Consider the following 18,206-nt stretch of genomic DNA (forward strand, 5'->3'; position numbering starts at 1 on the left):
GGAAAGGATGAAAATATATATGAAGATTGTAATATTAGATGGATATACAGAGAATCCCGGGGATTTAAGCTGGGAGGGGTTTGAGGCTATGGGGGACTTAACTGTGTATGACCGTACCACGGACCACAGTCAGATTGCTGCCCGCATTGGAGATGCTGAGATTATACTGACCAATAAAACGCCTGTTTCCAGAGAGGTCATTGATGCCTGCCCAAGGCTTAAGTACATTGGTCTTTTGGCCACAGGATACAATGTGGTAGATGTAAAGGCTGCAAAGGAAGCCGGAATCATTGTGACCAATATTCCCACCTACGGAACGGACGCTGTTTCCCAATATGCCATAGCCCTGCTTCTTGAACTGTGCCATCACATAGGCGAGCATTCGGACTGTGTAAAAAGGGGTGATTGGACAAAGAATCAGGACTGGTGTTTTTGGAACCATCCTTTAATTGAACTGGCCGGCAAGACCATTGGTATCATCGGATTTGGACGCATCGGCCAGGGAACGGCCCGCATAGCCCAGGCTTTGGGAATGAAGGTACTGGCATATGATACATATCAGAATCCGCAGCTGGTAAGCGAAACGTGTACATATGCCTCCTTGGATCAGGTGTTTGCCTCATCTGATGTGATAGCCCTTCATTGTCCTCTGTTTCCGGAAACAGAGGGTATTATCAATAAGGATACCATTGGTAAAATGAAGGATGGAGTAATGATTATTAATAATTCCAGAGGGCCGCTCATAGTGGAGTCGGATTTGAGGGATGCGCTGAACAGTGGAAAGGTAGCTGGAGCAGCAGTGGATGTGGTGTCTGCGGAGCCTATTTCTATGGATAATCCTCTTTTGGATGCGGTCAACTGCATTATAACCCCGCATATAGCATGGGCTCCCAAGGAATCCAGGCAGAGACTGATGGATTTGGCGGTGGAAAATCTCCATGCATTTCTCAGCGGAGCACCGCAGAATGTGGTGAATCCTTAGGCAGTAATACTCGATATACAACATTATAACGCCAGGCCGTTGAAAACATGGCCTGGCGTCATTGCGTGGCGCCGCGAATCGTGATATGCTTAAACTTAAGAATGAAATCATATAGTATTATAATTGTATAGGGGGATAACTCAATGTCATTTGAACTGGTAAAATATAAGGCGCCTGATTTCAGCCAGAGCCAATTTACGGATGCGCCGGACGCTGTGCTGGCTCCGGCGCCAAAGGATAAGGTTGCACCGGAGAATTACCATGCCACCACTATTTTTCCGGAGTATTTTAAGGTTAAGGGACAGTGGCTGCTGGCAGAAGAGAGCCGTATGGACTGCGTGGCAGTGTATGAGAATGGAGCGGTTTATGTCAGGGAGTTCAGGAACTTAAAACAGGGGGACCTGGTCTTTACAGGGCGGACTGAGAACTGTGAGGACGGAATCTTCGTATATCCCAATGGCTTTGACGAGGGAGAGGGAGGCCATGACGAGGCATTTGCCTTCCGCCAGAGACGTTCCAGGGAAACTGCATTTTCCAAGGATTACGACAACATCTATGAACTGCTTCGCCATGAGAAGGAGCACGGGTATGTGGTGTGGGTTATGGGGCCTGCCTGCGCCTTTGACTCCGATTCCAGGGAAGCCTTTTCAAAACTGGTGATGAACGGATATGTGGATGCTCTATTAGCGGGAAATGCACTGGCCACCCATGACCTGGAGGGCGCTTACTTAAACACTGCATTGGGGCAGAATATCTATACCCAGTACAGTCAGCCAAACGGTCATTACAACCACATCGATACCATCAACCGGGTAAAATACCACGGCTCTATTCCGGACTTTGTTGAAAAAGAGGGAATTGATAACGGCATTATATACAGCTGTGTGAAGAAAAATGTGCCGTTTGTGCTGGTGGGCTCCATTCGTGATGACGGTCCGCTGCCTGAGGTATATGCCAATGTATATGAAGGGCAGGATGCCATGAGGGACTGTGTGAAAAAGGCTACCACAGTTATCTGCATGGCCACCACGCTTCACTCCATTGCAACAGGCAACATGACGCCGTCTTTCCGCGTTATGCCGGACGGCACCATCCGCCAGGTGTATTTTTACAGTGTGGATGTATCTGAATTTGCTGTGAACAAGTTGGGGGACAGGGGAAGCCTGTCTGCCAAGAGCATTGTGACCAATGTGCAGGATTTTGTGGTGAATGTGAGCAAAGGTCTTGGCCTGTAGAAGCTGGAGGACGCTGTTAGGCGCAGCTTTACAGGGTGTAATTATGAAATGGTAAGCTTATGAATGGGCATCCGGAACTGTTTGGGTTTCGGGTGCCTGTTTATTTTACCTGTAAAACCTAATCATTAAGGCAGAATAAACCGCAATGGAATGGGAAACCTACCCGATGAGGGACAGACCAAAGACAGCTCAAGGAGGAACGGACATGGCTAAGAGAGTAATTTCAGACAGTATGATGAAGGATTATTGCCGCCAGATGCATCAGAACGAGATGAGCAGCGGCACCATAAAAAAATATTATTATTATCTGAATCTGTTCAGGTCATATATGAATGGAAGACCGGTTAGCAAGGATATGGTAATCTTGTGGAAGGAAGGACTGAGGGAACGGTTTTCTCCCGTTACTGCAAACAGCGCCCTTGCTGCCCTCAATGGATTCCTGAGATGGCTTGGCTGGGAGGACTGTGCGGTACGGTTCATAAAGGTAAAACAGAGGGTATTCTGTTCCGGGCAGAGGGAGCTTTCCAGGGAGGAGTATATACGTCTGGTGAAGGTTGCCGGCAGCGAAGGAAACGAGAGGCTGTGCCTGCTGCTCCAGACCGTGTGTTCCACCGGAATACGTATATCGGAGCTGAATTACATTACGGTAAATGCAGTGGACAGGCAGATTGCAGAGGTGGACTGCAAGGGAAAGGTACGGACCGTATTCCTGACCGATGGGTTGTGCAGGCTTCTTAAGGCATATGCAAGAAAAATGAATATTGTATCCGGAATGATATTTGTCACGCGGAGCGGAAAGCCCATGGACCGGAGCAATATATGGCGGGAAATGAAACAAATCAGCCAAAAGGCAGGAGTTAACCCGGACAAGGTATTTCCCCATAATCTCAGGCATCTGTTTGCAAGGGTATATTACAGTCAGGAAAAGGATTTGGTAAGGCTGGCAGATATACTGGGGCACAGCAGTGTCAATACTACAAGAATCTATACAATGGAAAGCGGGGAGAAACACCTCAGACAGCTGGAGAAAATGAATCTGCTGATAGACAGATACAACAGAATCCCTCTTTTGTTGTAAACAGCAGGCATCTGTTTGAAAGTATTATACTACATATTTTCCGTGTATGCCATATGAATGTAAAAAGCTGTTGGTTTATTTGGGCTCTGCTGCACAAAAACCAGGCTGGTTAAAATCCTATCTAACCGGCCTGGTTTTTGTGTATTTTAATTTGTACTGATTTACCGTAAAGGTTTTTTCTGATAGGTGAGGGGGGACAGTAAAAATAATGTTTTACAACAAAAGAGGGATTCTGTTGTAAGCAGGAAATCAAAAACCATGAATGAAAGAGGAGATAAAAATGAACGGCAGATTGGTACAGGATGAAGAGGCCATAAGGCGTATTGAGGAATTAATTGTATCAGACAGGGCAAGCACGATGATGGTATGTATCCAGGGCACAAAAGAAGGGGAACCATATGGAGAAATCTGCAATTGTTATCTCAGGGAACCGGTGCCGTACAACGGGGCCGGAGACATGATATTGAAGCTGGATGAGATGTGCAACTGGGTGGGAGCCCCTCATCCCACCACGGATTACAGGTTTTTAAACAGGGAGATGGAAAAACAGTACAGGGAAGCCAGTGCCCATCATCCCCAGGCCAGCAAAGATAACCTGGTTTACAGCATAGACCATATTCCGTTTCAGCATGCGCTGAAGGCCAGGGAAGTGCTGGTGGTTTATATAAAATACAGACAGAATTCCAGCATGCAGGGAAGTGTGCGGGGGAGAGTTACAAAGGGGGAGGTGGTCAGCTTCAGGAGTGCGCTGGAGCTGATGCGCATGGTGAGAATGATACAGATATAGGGCCTTCGGCAAGAAAAAATGGGAATTTACGAAAAAATAACAAATGTAACTCAAATGTAACCCAAAAGGTGTATATTCTCATGTGTAAATTATAAGGGAGGTCAATATGAAAAATATTGGGAAGAGATTGACTGCATTTTGCCTGTCAGCAGCACTGGCTTTTGCGAATGTGGGAAACAGTTCAAATATTGCTTATGCTGCCGCCGGTGAACGTGTGGACTTTATCATTAAGGGGTCAGACTTTGTGGATGCCATAGAAGAGATGATAGGAAACGGGGCATCGCCGGTAACGGAAGCTGATTTAAATTTTACGGATGGCAAGCTGGAAAAATATTATCAGATATTTTTTGAGAACCAGGAGCCCTTGTATGAATTTTATCCGGAGTTTGACGGTCCGGGTATGGAAGCGGAAATCCGCACGTTCATCCGTCTGCCGGAGGATGTGGATGATGCATATACGCTTACCGGTCAGGAGGAGATTGTAATTCTCTATGTCAATAACGGGGATAGCACAATGGGATTTTCAACGGTCATTGATTTGTCAGAGGGCGGTGAAAAGAGAACCAGGCGTGTGAATGTTAAGGGCTACGAGGATGCATTTGGGGATAACCGGATTGATTTTGGCGCACCTGCAAATCCATCTGACAGCGGACGGAAGACGGAACAGGCAGGGAAGGCAGAGGAAGCAGAAGATACCGCAACAGGCGGGATGGCAGAAACAGATGCAGCGGATGGAGGCTGGATAGAAGAAACAGATGCCTCAGAAGACGGGGAAGGGAAGACAGGAGATGCCGCGGAAGCAGGCAGGGCAGAGGAAACTGCAGGTGCCGCAGAAGCGGGCGGGGCAGAGGAAACTGAAGATAGCGCAGAAGCGGACAGGGTAGAGGAATCCGCAGATAGCGAAGAATCGGGCAGGGTAACCGAAGCGGATGATGCTGCCGGGGCAGGAAAAAAGGATGACGAGGATACCGCAGAGGAAGCCCAGGACGCCCAGGACGCAGATACAGAGACTGCAGAGCCTGTGGCCGGACGTTCCTCCCATGAAGTACCAAGGGTAGCTGTGAAACAGGATGACGGGGTTCAGAATACCGCAACCCTGAACAGCACTGTTCAGGAGAGAATGTTCGAAGATAAACGGACAACAGCGGATAAAACAGAATCATCTAAGCCAGAGACGGACGGAACAGATATATCTGAGTCGAAAACATCTGGGCCGGAAACAAACGTACCGGAGGCAACTGTGCCGGACACAACTGCGCCGGAGACAACCGCATCGGCAACAACCGCGCCGGAGGTAACGGCATCGGGAACAACCGCACCGGAGACAACCGCATCGGGAACAACCGCGCCGGAGACAACCGCATCGGGAACAGCCACACCGGACACAACCGTAACAGGAACAACCACGCCGGAGACAACGGTATCGGATACAGCCACGCCGGAGACAACCGCATCGGGAACAACCGCGCCGGAGACAACCGCATCGGACACGACCACGCCCAATACAACCGTCCCGGACGCACTGCCGGCAACCCCTTCCGAGCCGGAGGAATCAAAAGCAACTCCCTCTGAGCCGGAAAACCAGGAACACACAACTCCTTCTATCGGGTATGGCGATTTGGTGGGAATGGGCGGATGCAGCACGGCTAAGGCATATATCACCACTTTGGGTAAACTAAAGGTGCTGGAGGATGTGGAAGGTTATCAGATAACATATGAGATTACACCTAAATCTGAAGGATATATCCAAAAAGGACCCCGCAGCGCAGCAGAGGGTGAGAGCATAACCTTTGGTGTGAAAACAGAAGACGGATACATGGTGGAATCGGCATTTGCCAATGGTAATGCTTTAGAAGCTGAACAGATAGAAGGTGGCATTGCGTGGTATGTCCTGGAGGACATTGAAGAGGACCAGAAAATAGAAATCACCCTGAATGAGCAGGGAATATCCCCTGAATTTTCAAGGACATTCCACATGAGCGACGGAATGGACATCACCATATCCGCTGAACAGGGGGTACTTCCCTGGGGAACATCGGCCACGGCTGAAATAGTAACGGACCAGGTGGAGGATGTCATTAAAGAGAAGGGCGCGGAGCAGGGACAGGTAGTCATTGCAGCGCCTGCATACGATATCAACCTTTGGCTTGGCAATGAAAAGCTTGACAGCGGGGAATGGAACCGGAACGGTCAGGTGGAGGTAAGTTTCTCGGGCAGCCTTATGGAAACACTGAGCCGGGAAGCAGAGGCGGCCCAGGTCTTATGGGTTAAGGAACAGGATGACACGGTGGAGGTCATGGAAGACAGCCATCAGGAGATTCCGGATGGACAGGTGATTAATACATTAAGCTGTGCCACCAGCCACTTCACAACCTTTTCTCCGGCATTTCTGAGCGGGGATGAGGCTGCCGGCCGGGTGTTCGATATTCAGGACCAGGGACTGATGGACGCCGGATATCCGAAGCTTACTGTGTGTGACAAGAACAATCAGGAACTGGAAGTAACAGAAACAACCGGGGACGATGGAATCACACGGATTACTCTTAAGGATGGGAAACCCCTTCCCAGGGATATCAAAACATGGTTTGAAATTTCCTATGCCATGGAAAACAGCGGGGATACCAGTCTTGCGGATTATCTGGTAAAGGCCGGGGACAGCTTTACCTACCGGTTTCCTGCCAATATACTGTATGATGCGGTAAGTTTTGATGTGCTGGACACATCGGGCAGTGCAATCGGAAGGGCCGGTATAAAGAAAGACGGCGCAATCAATATAAGCATTACCAAATCGCAGGTAGGGCAGAGATTTAAAGGAACCGCCGGAGTAAGCGGAAGCATAGATTTTAGCGGTGAGAACAAAGATAAAACGGAGATAGTCATTCATTGCGGGGACATCGATAAGACGCTGGTATTTGAAACGGTGCCTGTTGTGGAAAAGCATTCTGTAAATGTGAAGAAGACACATAACAATGACAAATGGGCTGATACCGATACAGAAAAAGACGGGGATGTACGTTACTCTGAAATGGGGATTCCCGAAGCAGTGCGCTTCCATGTGGCAATTGAGGCAGGAAAGGATAACACTGGGGATTTGACAGATATCCGGATTTTGGATAAATTCAATGACAATAAAAAGGATGTAATATCATTTGATTCTGAGGCCGGTATTGCGGTGGATTCTGTATCCGAAGGCAGCAGCATAGCCGGGGCTGAGTTCGCAGAGCCGGATGGAGGAAACGGAACATCGAAGCTTATTAAGCTGCTGGACCGCAGCGGCGCTCCCGCCAGTATGAAACCCGGTGAAAAGGCAGTGCTCAGCTACTGGATGAACATTGAACCCGGGGCATGGGGGAAATCCGGCAAGACCGAGGATGAAGGCAAAAAGGTAAGCGCATCCCTGAATCTCAGTTTCAATAACAAGGTGACTGTCACAAGCAGCCAAGGCGCCTCCGCAAGCGCAGACTCATCCTTCAGCCACTCTGCATCCATTGTCACAAAAAGCGGCATAACACATTATAACGAGAAGATAGACGGAGAAGGGGAAGTAATACCGGTTTTCATCGAATACCACGTTTATGTGAACCCTGATTTAATCAATCTTACCGGTTGGACGGTGAAAGACACGCTGGACCTCAACCACAAGGACCAGGAAGGTCAGGAGTATTTAGGCCAGGTAACAATAACTGCATATGATAAAAGGGGTGACGGCGGTCAGGTAATGGATACCTGGACCATTGATACGGATAAGGAGGAGGAATCCCAAAAGGCTAAAACATGGGAGTGGAAGATACCGGCTCCAGGTAATTACTTCTATGACTTCAAGTATTATACAACGGTCAATGAGCCCAAGGGCAGCAATCTGAACAATGAAATTCAGATGATTGCCCCTGAGGGAAGCGGTTTCCCGGGTGTGGGAGGAGGTACCCAGGTAGGTTTTCTCTATAATACCTATACTCTTTCAAAGAAGAACTTAAGCAGTGACATGAAGGAAAACAGCCAGGAACCGGTAACCCAGAACAGGGCGGGTGTCATTGGATGGGGCGATGAGTTTGGCACCATCCGCTGGGAATCAATCCTTACGCCGTATTCAAACGGCGTGACAGATTCAGACACAGCAGTAATACCCGGGGATGCCGTATACAGGGATGTGCTGACAGTCATCAGATGGAATGCCGGGGAGATGGGAACGTATCTGGATAAGCACACATTCGGCAGTTTGAAACAGTTTAAGGACGGCTTTGCACTGACAGATGGAAATGGAAATGCCATAGGACCGGACCAGGGAATTTATGACCTGGCCTTTGACAGGAATTTAGGAAACCGCGGATTTACCGTGAAATTTAATGAAGCGGTAAAGGGACCTGTCACCATTGCATATAACAGCTATGTGGCAAAGGAGGCATTTGCCGGCTTCAGCAGGAATGGGGCAGACAATCTTCGTTTTAAGAATACGGCTGAGCTGACAATTCAAGATTCCACCTGGACCAGATGGGCCTCACAGCCATACTATGTTGACGACTATCTGTCAAAAAGCGTGTCCAAGACAGATGCCAATAAGGGTGAGGTTGTATGGACCCTGAATATTAATAAAGGCTACGGCTCAGGAAACGCCCCCCATGATTTGGGTAAATTCGAAGAAGTAAACATTGAGGAGACAATTCCAAAGGGAATGGTCCTGGAAAGCATTAAGTTTAAAAATATGAAATATATACTCAGCCAGGAGGCAGGAGATTATACAGTCAGAATGTCTGACGGCAGCCAGATAGTGACCATTCATCTCAACCAGGTTGAAAAAAACTTTAGCGGTTATAAATTGGGAAACCATGTCAATCTGGATGTCACCACCAAAATAACCGACCCGTCCGTAAAGGAGTTTGTAAATAAAGCCCAGATGTTCATTGACGGAACGCCTCTTTATCAGGTTTCGGCCAGCACTGGCATTGACAAGGGTTTTTTGGAAAAGGGAATGGAATACAGCGGTTCCACTGCTCCTTCTGCCGTATATACCATCCTGGTGAATAAGCCGGGAGCAGATATAAGCGCCGGCACCCTGGCGGTGAAGGATACCCTGGGAAATGACAAGATGATTTATCTTCCGGACAGCTTCCAGGTGAGCAATGCCAATACGTCGGAGGCAATCCGGGAAGCGGTTATCAGTGTGGGGGATAGGAGTTTTGAGATATCCAACCTGCCGGACGAGACGCCAATCAGAATTGTCTACAAGGTCATGCTCAATGGGGCTGTGGGTTCAACCATCAGCACCAAAAACACAGCAAAGCTCTACTACAGCAGCCAGGAATCTGTTGAGGATACAGTGGAGGAAGCAGTAAAAATCGTAAAGCCATGGGCAACCGGAGGAGGGGATTTTTCGGTCAGGATTTATAAGGTGGACCAGTCAGGACGCCCTCTGGACGGCGCTGAATTTACGCTGTATAAGGCCGGTGAAGTGGGCGATAGTAATATGGAACCGGCTGGTACCTATAAACCGGTAAAAGATGAGCAGGGCAGGTCCTGCAGCGCCCTGATAGAAAGGCTTGAAAAGGGTCAGCTTTACTATTTGGAAGAAACCGTGGTACCTCAGGGCTATGAAAAGGCGGAAGGAAGGTATTTCATTATACCGGATGAAGAGGATGCCAGGGAATATCCGGATGAGATACTGGTTGTAGAAAATACAGGAATTCCCTTTATATTTGAAAATGTCAGAAGTCAGGGAGCCCTGAAGATAACAAAACAGGTGACAGGAGAGGAAGTGGCCCTGCAGGGTGAGGAGGGATTTTACTTTACCATATGGGACGGAAACCGCTATTATAATAAAGAAGGCGAATCCTTGGACGGAATCCGGCAGGTAATCCTGCTTCACTATGTTCCGGACAGCAGGGATAACAGCCTGGTGATTTTGCTTCCTACAGGAGAATATACGGTGACGGAAGTGGCGGATGCACAGGGCACCCCTATTGATGGGGAGAATTTCAGCTACCAGGTCCGTGTCAACGGCAGGGACGGCAATACGGAAGTGGTGATGATTGCAGCCGGGCAGCAGACAGAGGTGGTGTTCGACAATCATGTGCCGGATGAAACACCCTCCGGCGGTGAAACAGAACCTTCCGGAGGTGAGACAGAGCCATCGGGCGGCGGCTCCGGCGGCGGTTCCGGCGGTTCCGGCGGAGGCTCCAGCCGATATAATCCTTCCGGAGGCCCTGGAGAGACTATCAATATTGAGCCGGAGCAGGTACCCATGGCACAGTGGCCGGATAACCCGGAAAAAGTAACAATTCTGGATGAGGATGTGCCTCTGGCGCCCCTGCCAAAGACAGGAGAAGGCCCCCGCAGTTACTACCTTATTGCAATACTTTCCTCCCTGGTGACCGGATTATATATTGCCCTTCATGGGAGAAAGCGGGAATCATAGCGGAGTGCGGTATGGATATGCCGCGGCTGCACGAACGTGAGGGTGTGCACACGTAAACAGACCATCAGAACTGCCGTTCCTTTTAGGACGGCAGTTTTTGCAAATGGGGGAGGGGAGCTGCAGCCATCCTTTTCCCGTCATGAAACAATCCTGTATGGAATAAGATGTAATAAACAAACAGACTCGGAACAGACACATGAAATTTCTGATTTTCCTGTCAGAGGCAATGGTCCCTCTGATGATTTTTTATATTGTGGGATTCGGCCTTTTGTGCGGCCGTCCTGTGCTGGATGATTTTATAGATGGTGCCAAGGACGGCATGAAGACAGTGGCCGGTATCCTGCCCACCCTGGTGGGGCTTATGGTGTCAGTGGGTGTACTGCGGGCCTCCGGTTTTCTGGACTTTCTGGGAGAACTGCTTACAATGCCTGCGGCCCTGCTGCACATACCGCCTCAAATCGTACCAGTGGTCCTGGTGCGCCTGGTATCCAACTCAGCGGCAACCGGTCTGGTGCTGGATATATTTAAGGAGTATGGCACAGACTCCTCACTGGGACTCATTGCATCTGTACTTATGAGCAGCACCGAGACAGTTCTGTATTGTCTGAGCGTGTATTTTGGCAGTGTAGGCATAACCAGGACCAGATATACACTGGCCGGAGGACTCATTGCCACAGCGGCAGGAGTGGCGGCCAGCGTGGTACTGGCCGGGGCAGTGAGATGAAACAGTCCGGAGTGCAAAAAAACATTGCAATATCAAGGGTTATTGACTATAATAGCCATAGAAAAAGGGAATCCGTTGTATGTGCGCCCTGTATATGTTTACAGCAGGGTTTTTGGGTATGCCTGCGGGCAGCGGGAGTGGACACTCCGGCTGGACGGTCCGGACATACCCTGGCATACAGCGGGTTTATGCTGTGAAGAGAAGAGGAATAAGGAATGAAACAGTATCTGAGCCTGCGGGAGCAGTATCCCCGATTTGCTTACAGAGGATATGAAACAGAGGAAAATGGCAGTGAGCTGCGGATTACATACCGGTTTGAAACCATGGGGCTGTCTGAATTTGCGCCGGTGTGGGTGTTCCCAAAGGCAGATGGGGACAGCTGCAGATGGTCGGAAGACAGGCTCATGCAGGATATGATATTTTCCCTGGGAATGGTGGAGCTGGTGAGCTACTGGAAAATCGCCTGCCCTCCCGAGGTGATAGTGGAGGCCGGATACCTGAACCAGGACCAGACAGACTGGTGGAAAGACCTGTATTTCAATGGATTGGGTGAATTTTTCTATGTGAACGGCATAGAGGAAGCTGACCCCAATCATTTTATGGATATCCGGTGCGGCGTCCGGCGTACAGGACTGTCCGCAGAGGGCGGCCCGGAAACGGATAAAGAGGGGGAGGCGCCCGGCGTCAGCGCCGTACACAGTGCTTCCCAGGTATCAGGCGGCGTCCTGGTCCCCATTGGCGGGGGAAAGGATTCTGCGGTGACACTGGAACTTATGTGGCTGGCGGGAAAGACCGTGTACGCCTATATCATCAATCCCAGAGGAGCGACCATCCACACCACGGAGGTGGCCGGACTGGATGCGGACCATGTCATAAACGTAAGGAGGACCCTGGATGCCAACATGCTGGAGCTTAACCGGCAGGGATACCTGAACGGCCATACGCCGTTTTCCGCGCTGGTGGCATTCTCCAGCATCATAGCAGCCAGAATGCACGGTCTTTCCATGGTGGCGCTGTCCAATGAATCCAGTGCCAATGAGAGCACGGTCCAGGGCACCACGGTAAACCACCAGTATTCCAAGAGCTTTAAGTTTGAGGAGGATTTCCATTATTATCAGACCACATATCTGAAGGGGAGCGCATATTACTTCAGTATGCTGCGCCCTTTGAGTGAATTCCAGATAGCCCGGTATTTTGCCGGGCAGAAGCAGTACCACGGTATTTTCCGCAGCTGCAATGCTGGCAGCAAGACAGATTCCTGGTGCGGCCGTTGTCCCAAGTGCCTGTTTGTGTACCTGATTCTGTCGCCTTTTCTTCCGGCGCAGGAGGTTATGGATATCTTTGGGCGGAATATGCTGGAGGATTGGGACCTAAAGGATACCCTGGACCAGCTGGTTGGCATAAAGGAAGAAAAGCCCTTTGAGTGCGTGGGCAGCCGTGATGAGATAAACACAGCAGCCGTACTTACAATCAGGAGGCTGGAGGAAGCCGGAGAACCCCTGCCGCGTCTTCTTTCCTATTATAAAACAACGGACCAGTACCGGACCTGCCGGGCCAGGGGGGACCAGTACGCATCTTACTATGACGCCAATCACCTGGTTCCGGATGACCTGGCGCTGCTGGTGAGGAAATACTGCGTGGATGGCTTATAAGGAGAACAAACGTGATTGAGAAAATAGAGCCCTGGATTAAGGGAAAGCGTGTCCTGCTTCTGGGCTATGGCAGGGAGGGACAGTCCACCTGGAATGTCCTCAGACAGCTGGGAACCTATAAAGCCCTGGATATTGCGGATGTAAAGGCGCCTGCTTCCGTGCCTGAGGATGGTACACTGTGGCACACCGGGCCGGATTACCAGAAATGCCTGGATGATTACGATGTGGTGTTTAAAAGTCCGGGTATTGTCCTGGAACGGCCTGAAAAGGAATACAGGTGCAGTATATTGTCGCAGACAGAAGTGTTTTTCCGGTGCTTCCGGGACCAAATTATTGGTATCACGGGAACCAAGGGCAAGAGTACGGTCACAACCCTTCTGTATCACCTGCTAAAACAGGCGGGAATGGATGCCCTGCTGGTGGGCAATATAGGCATACCTGCCCTGGACCATATGGAGGAAGTGAAGCCGGACACACGGATTGTGTTTGAACTGTCCTGCCACCAGCTGGAGTATATGACTGTTTCCCCCCATATAGGGATTCTGGTGAACATCCATGAGGAACATCTGGACCATTACGGCACCATGGAAAAGTATGTGGAGGCCAAGCGCCATATTTTTAAGAACCAGCGCCCGGATGATATCTTAATCTGCAACGTACAATGCCTGCCGGAGGAAGGGGCCTGTCCCTCCAGGCTGGTAAGGGCTGGCATGGACGGCAGCGGCGGGGAGCTGGATGTGACTCAGAAGCAGGACGGTACCTGGGTCCATTATCAGGGAAGGGCGTTCCGGATTCCCACAGATGAAATCCGGCTGCTGGGACAGCACAATTATTTTGATATAGGCGTGGCTTACGGGGTATGCAGTATACTGGGAATGGACGACCAGGTATTTGCCCGGGGCCTCAGGACATATGAGCCCCTTCCCCACCGGCTCCAGTATATCGGGGAGCGGGAGGGCGTGAAATATTATGATGACTCCATTTCCACGATTTGCGACACCACCATCCAGGCTCTGAGGACCCTGAAGGATACGGACACAGTGCTCATAGGAGGCATGGACAGGGGAATCGACTACAGGGAGCTGATTGAGTATCTGTCGGAATGCAGTGTGCCCCATATTATCCTGATGGAGGCCACGGGCAAGAGGATATACCAGGAGATACATAAATATTATCCTGAATTCAGGAACAGGGCCAGACTCATACTGGCAGAGCATCTGGAGGACGGGGTCAAGCGGGCCCGTCAGATAACAAGGCCGGGCACAAGCTGCGTGCTGTCACCGGCAGCAGCCAGCTATGGTATCTTCCGGAATTTCGAGGAACGGGGAGAGACATTTTCGCGTCTTGTATTTAAGAAGTAGATTTGGATAAAACTGTAAATGAAACAAAAAAATCACAACCTTTTAAGAATTTTATAAGGATTTAGGGGGTTGTGCGAACACTTAAAATACTGTACAATCAGTAAGAAGCTTTTGAAGCAGAAAGTGAAAGGGAGAAACGTGGGAGCTTACGAGACGCTGAATGAAGTTTTGGTTAGCCTGTTCCGCGATGTCAATGATATAGAGCAGAAGGCAATTATCACCTCGGAATTTAGTGATATTACCAATAACGATATGCATGTCATAGACGCTATCGGTATAGACAGGCCAAAGAACATGTCATCCATTGCCCGGGAACTGTCGGTCACGGTGGGAACATTAACCATATCCGTGAACAGCCTGGTGAAAAAGGGCTATGTAGTCCGCAACCGCAGCAGTGAGGACCGCAGGGTCGTATTCATATCCCTTTCAGAAAAAGGAGTTAAGGCTTATTATCATCATAAGAAGTTCCATGAACAGATGATAGACAGCGTGGTAAAAGAACTGACCGAGGAGGAGCTGGAAGCCCTGGTAAAGGCGCTGACAAAGCTCAATACCTGGTTCAGAAGCTTTTAAGAGGATTATTTAAGGAGGCTTTACAATTATGAAAAAATGGTTGATTGGTGTTATGACCGTCCTGATGGCAGTATCCCTGGCAGCCTGTACACCTACCACTGAAAAACAGAAAAAAGAAACCACTGCTGCAGCTGCAGCTAAATCCCAGGAGGATATGGTGCCGCCAAGCACAGGCGGGGCCAGCGATAAAGTTCCGGACCCCAACGTGATGCCGGTAGCTGTTATTTCCGTATATCACGGCGGCGGCGGAAGCCTGGTGCAGGATATGGATTCCCTTGATACAGAGGGATTGGATGCGCAGCTTCTGGTAGACAAGCTGATTGAATACGGCGTGCTGACTGACGGCACAAACGTTCTCAGCTTTGACATTGAGGGCAAGGAGGAAAATGCAGTCGGAACCCTGGATTTAAATCAGGCCGACAGCGCAGAAGGATGCTCCGACAAGATGTTCCTCACTGAGATTGGCAATACCTTCACGGAAAACTTTGAGCTGTCCAAGCTTAAGCTTAAGGTGAACGGCGCTAACTATGAAGGCGATGACATTAAGCAGGGGGATGATGATTATCTCACCTATAATGCAGACTATGAGTCTGTTGAATAAATAAGCAGGAAGGCGGCTGCCCTGTAAGTGGAGATTCCACTGCAGGGCAGCCGCCTTTGTCTGTTTTCCGGTTTGTTTCGGTCCGGCGCGCATTGCCGGATTTTAATTTTCCTACAGCTCCAGGCGGTAAATCCGGCTGGGACGTCCCTTCATCAGGGACTTTTTTTCACCTATAATCTGCGCAAAGCCGTTCTGCTGCAGGGCGTTGAGGAAGCGGTTTGTGTTGGCCACCGTGACCTGCAGGGTGCTGGCCAGCTCCTGGGTGGTGATTTCCCTGGAGCCAATCAGCTCCAGGGCAGAGCTGATTCTTTGCAGCGTGGATATGGAAAGGCCGGTGGATTTGGCAATCTGCAGGACTTTCTGGGAAACAGGGTCCCCTTCCTCCCGCGTCTCCTGTGCTCCCAGGGGGCCGATATAACTGCCGTCCTTTGTGACCACATGGCTTTTACCGCTTTTTGCCGACATGCTGCAGGCATCAATGGCATGGGAACGGGCCAGCATTACATTGACGCCGATTCCATAACCGATATGGACATTCATGCCAAGGCAGCTGTCAATATACCTGCGCAGCTGGCAGACTGTAAAATGTTCGGTAATCCGTTCAAGCACCTGCTGCGTGGTATAAATCTCAAATCCCTGCAGTGTTTTCTTTAACAGAAAACCGGTGGTATGTTCCCGGTTAAAATCCAGGAGACACTTTTGAAGGTTCACGCTTTCAGGCGTTATTTCATCGGCGGAGTTGCTGTTAATGTCAGGGGATGAAAGATAGATAATACCGGGCAGGTTGTTATTAAGCTGTTCCATATCCAGACTGTCCACGATTCTCAGGATGGTGTCCGTCACATTATCAGCGGCAGGATAGATGAACTTACAGGGAATCCCCGCCTCCTTAAGTCTGGGATAGGCGGTGCTGAAACGGCACAGCACCAGGTCGAACTGTCCCTGCTTCCAGGCAGCTGTTGCATTGGCGATGATTTTGTTGTCTGTATCCAGCAGCTCGTCCAGGGTCATGTTCTTTAATATGGAGACATGCATCTTTTCATGCTGGATTTCCTTTTCCAGATAACGGTTGGCTGATTTAAAGTACATATTGGGAATGCAGAAGGAGTAGTCAAACATGACGCGGCTCAGGTCCGTATCCCGGTTCTCATTAATCAGGGTCAGCAGTTCCCGGTAGATTTCCGTGGATTTCTCGGAAATGGTAAATACCGGCTTCTGCTGGTCTGTCCGGGACTTAATAATGGTTTCCCTGGCAAAGGCCCCTGTTATGCAGAAAGCGTCGTAGTCAGGTTCAATCCGCCGGTACAGGTCAGGAAGTTCCCTGAATGAATGGTAATATATATATTCAACATCGCAGTCAGACGCCATTCCATCCAGGATTCCCCGGATATAACTGCAATGTTCTTCTGTGGATATAAGTGCAAGTCTGTAATTCATAAGATAAAATCCCCCTTTAAACAAATTATAACAATGAAGAGGAAATAATTCAAGAAATTTTTTACTATTTATTAAATAAAAATATTGACATTTAATAAATAAAATATATAATAAATATTAAATAGTATAAAAAATGTACAGGAGGGTGATACAGTGAATTATTTGGAGAGGGCAAAGGAACTGATACCTGAAATCACGGAAAACAGAAGGCATATCCATCATAATCCGGAGGCCGGTATGGACGTGGAAAAGACCGCGGCATATGTTAAAATGAAACTGGAGGAAATGGGATACTCCCCCAGGAACATTGGTCAGAATGGGGTCACTGCAACTGTGGGAAAGGGAGCCGGAGAAGACGGCGGCAAGGTGTTTCTGCTGCGGGCGGACATGGATGCCCTTCGCATGCAGGAAGAAAGCGGTCTGGAATTCGCATCCGGGAATCCCGGCATAGCCCATTGCTGCGGCCACGACCTGCATACTTCCATGCTGCTGGGAGCAGCCAGGATGCTGAAGGAGAACGAGGATGCCCTGGAGGGGACCGTAAAGCTTTTGTTTCAGCCCGGGGAGGAAGATATGCAGGGAGCCCGGAACATGCTGGAAGCAGGTATCCTGGAGAATCCCAAGGTGGACGCGGCACTCTGCATCCATGTGAATTCCGTGGTACCAGCAGGAGCATTTATGATATTCCAGGGACCGGCCTGTGCGTCTTCTGACTTGTTTACCATACGGGTAAAGGGTCACGGAACCCATGGCTCTACCCCGAATAAGGGAGTGGACCCCATCAATGCAGCCGCCCATATCCACATCGCGCTCCAGGAACTGCAGGCCAGGGAAATCAAGGCAGGGGAGGTAGGCGTCCTGACCATTGGCTCCATCCATGGAGGCTCTACCTTCAATGTGATTCCCAATGAGGTGGAGATGAAGGGAACCATCCGTACTTATTCCAAGGAAATACGGGAAACAGTCATAGAGAGAATGAAAGAGATGTCAGAGTCAGTGGCCAGGGCATTCAGGGCACAGGCAGAAGTGATTCTGGATGAGAACTACGCCATACCTCTGGTGGCGGACCAGGAGGTTGCACTGTCTGCATACAATGCCCTGGGCGGCATTTTCCAGGAAAAGCAGCTGAAACTGCTGCGTAAATCCTTCCCCGGCTCTGAAGATTTTGCATTCATTGCAGATAAGGTACCGTCCTCCTTCATTGTCCTGGGAGCGGCAGTTGGCAAGGATGTGGAATATGGCCAGCATCATCCGAAGGTAAGATTCAATGAGGCATGCCTGCCCCTGGGGGCAGCTGCATATGCCCAGGTGGCAGAGCAGTGGCTGCGCGAACATGCGTAAACAATTGGGAAATATATGTCAGGTTT

Annotated in this window: 12 protein-coding genes; 11 read left to right on the forward strand and 1 reads right to left on the reverse strand. The window is 49.7% G+C overall.

All coding sequences use genetic code 11. The features are described 5' to 3' along the window. The first annotated feature begins 19 nt into the window (after positions 1–19). The 10 genes from I2H39_RS26695 to I2H39_RS26740 all read left to right on the forward strand — a co-directional run bounded on the left by I2H39_RS26695 (position 20) and on the right by I2H39_RS26740 (position 15,402). Positions 20–982, forward strand: coding sequence for a D-2-hydroxyacid dehydrogenase (locus I2H39_RS26695; protein WP_195627949.1), 963 nt, complete (start codon positions 20–22; stop codon positions 980–982). A 143-nt stretch (positions 983–1,125) separates the two neighbouring features. Continuing rightward, positions 1,126–2,217 (forward strand): hypothetical protein, encoded by a 1,092-nt coding sequence (locus tag I2H39_RS26700; protein WP_138310358.1) that lies wholly within the window; start codon positions 1,126–1,128, stop codon positions 2,215–2,217. A gap of 205 nt (positions 2,218–2,422) precedes the next feature. Further along, positions 2,423–3,295 carry a tyrosine-type recombinase/integrase gene (locus I2H39_RS26705; RefSeq protein ID WP_138310357.1) on the forward strand — a complete coding sequence of 291 codons (873 nt, stop codon included), beginning with the start codon at positions 2,423–2,425 and terminating at the stop codon, positions 3,293–3,295. Between the two features lie 280 nt (positions 3,296–3,575). Continuing rightward, positions 3,576–4,082 carry a hypothetical protein gene (locus I2H39_RS26710; protein WP_138310356.1) on the forward strand — a complete coding sequence of 169 codons (507 nt, stop codon included), beginning with the start codon at positions 3,576–3,578 and terminating at the stop codon, positions 4,080–4,082. 106 nt (positions 4,083–4,188) lie between these two features. Next, entirely contained in the window at positions 4,189–10,491 is a 6,303-nt protein-coding gene (locus I2H39_RS26715; protein WP_195627950.1) for a doubled motif LPXTG anchor domain-containing protein, read from the forward strand. A gap of 196 nt (positions 10,492–10,687) precedes the next feature. Further along, positions 10,688–11,215 (forward strand): nucleoside recognition domain-containing protein, encoded by a 528-nt coding sequence (locus I2H39_RS26720; RefSeq protein WP_138310354.1) that lies wholly within the window; start codon positions 10,688–10,690, stop codon positions 11,213–11,215. A gap of 215 nt (positions 11,216–11,430) precedes the next feature. Beyond that, complete coding sequence (locus tag I2H39_RS26725) at positions 11,431–12,867, forward strand: hypothetical protein (protein WP_195627951.1); 1,437 nt, start codon at positions 11,431–11,433, stop codon at positions 12,865–12,867. Between the two features lie 11 nt (positions 12,868–12,878). After that, positions 12,879–14,228: a UDP-N-acetylmuramoyl-L-alanine--D-glutamate ligase gene (gene murD / locus I2H39_RS26730; RefSeq protein ID WP_195627952.1), complete on the forward strand. Its 1,350-nt coding sequence runs from the start codon at positions 12,879–12,881 to the stop codon at positions 14,226–14,228. Between the two features lie 111 nt (positions 14,229–14,339). Beyond that, on the forward strand, positions 14,340–14,801 hold the full coding sequence (locus I2H39_RS26735) for a MarR family transcriptional regulator (protein WP_007036347.1): 462 nt from the start codon (positions 14,340–14,342) through the stop codon (positions 14,799–14,801). A gap of 28 nt (positions 14,802–14,829) precedes the next feature. After that, the gene (locus tag I2H39_RS26740; RefSeq protein WP_138310350.1) at positions 14,830–15,402 is read left to right on the forward strand and encodes a hypothetical protein; all 573 of its coding nucleotides are present in this window, start codon (positions 14,830–14,832) and stop codon (positions 15,400–15,402) included. Positions 15,403–15,513: 111 nt separating this feature from the next. On the opposite strand, the gene I2H39_RS26745 is transcribed toward I2H39_RS26740, so the two are convergent. Then, positions 15,514–16,839, reverse strand: coding sequence for a hypothetical protein (locus tag I2H39_RS26745; protein WP_138310349.1), 1,326 nt, complete (start codon positions 16,837–16,839; stop codon positions 15,514–15,516). 153 nt (positions 16,840–16,992) lie between these two features. Between I2H39_RS26745 and I2H39_RS26750 the strand changes: the two genes are divergently transcribed. Further along, positions 16,993–18,180 carry a M20 family metallopeptidase gene (locus tag I2H39_RS26750; protein ID WP_195627953.1) on the forward strand — a complete coding sequence of 396 codons (1,188 nt, stop codon included), beginning with the start codon at positions 16,993–16,995 and terminating at the stop codon, positions 18,178–18,180. Positions 18,181–18,206: the final 26 nt, after the last annotated feature.

The sequence above is a fragment of the Clostridium sp. 1001283B150225_161107_B6 genome (assembly GCF_015556325.1).
In the GTDB taxonomy this organism is placed as follows: domain Bacteria; phylum Bacillota; class Clostridia; order Lachnospirales; family Lachnospiraceae; genus Enterocloster.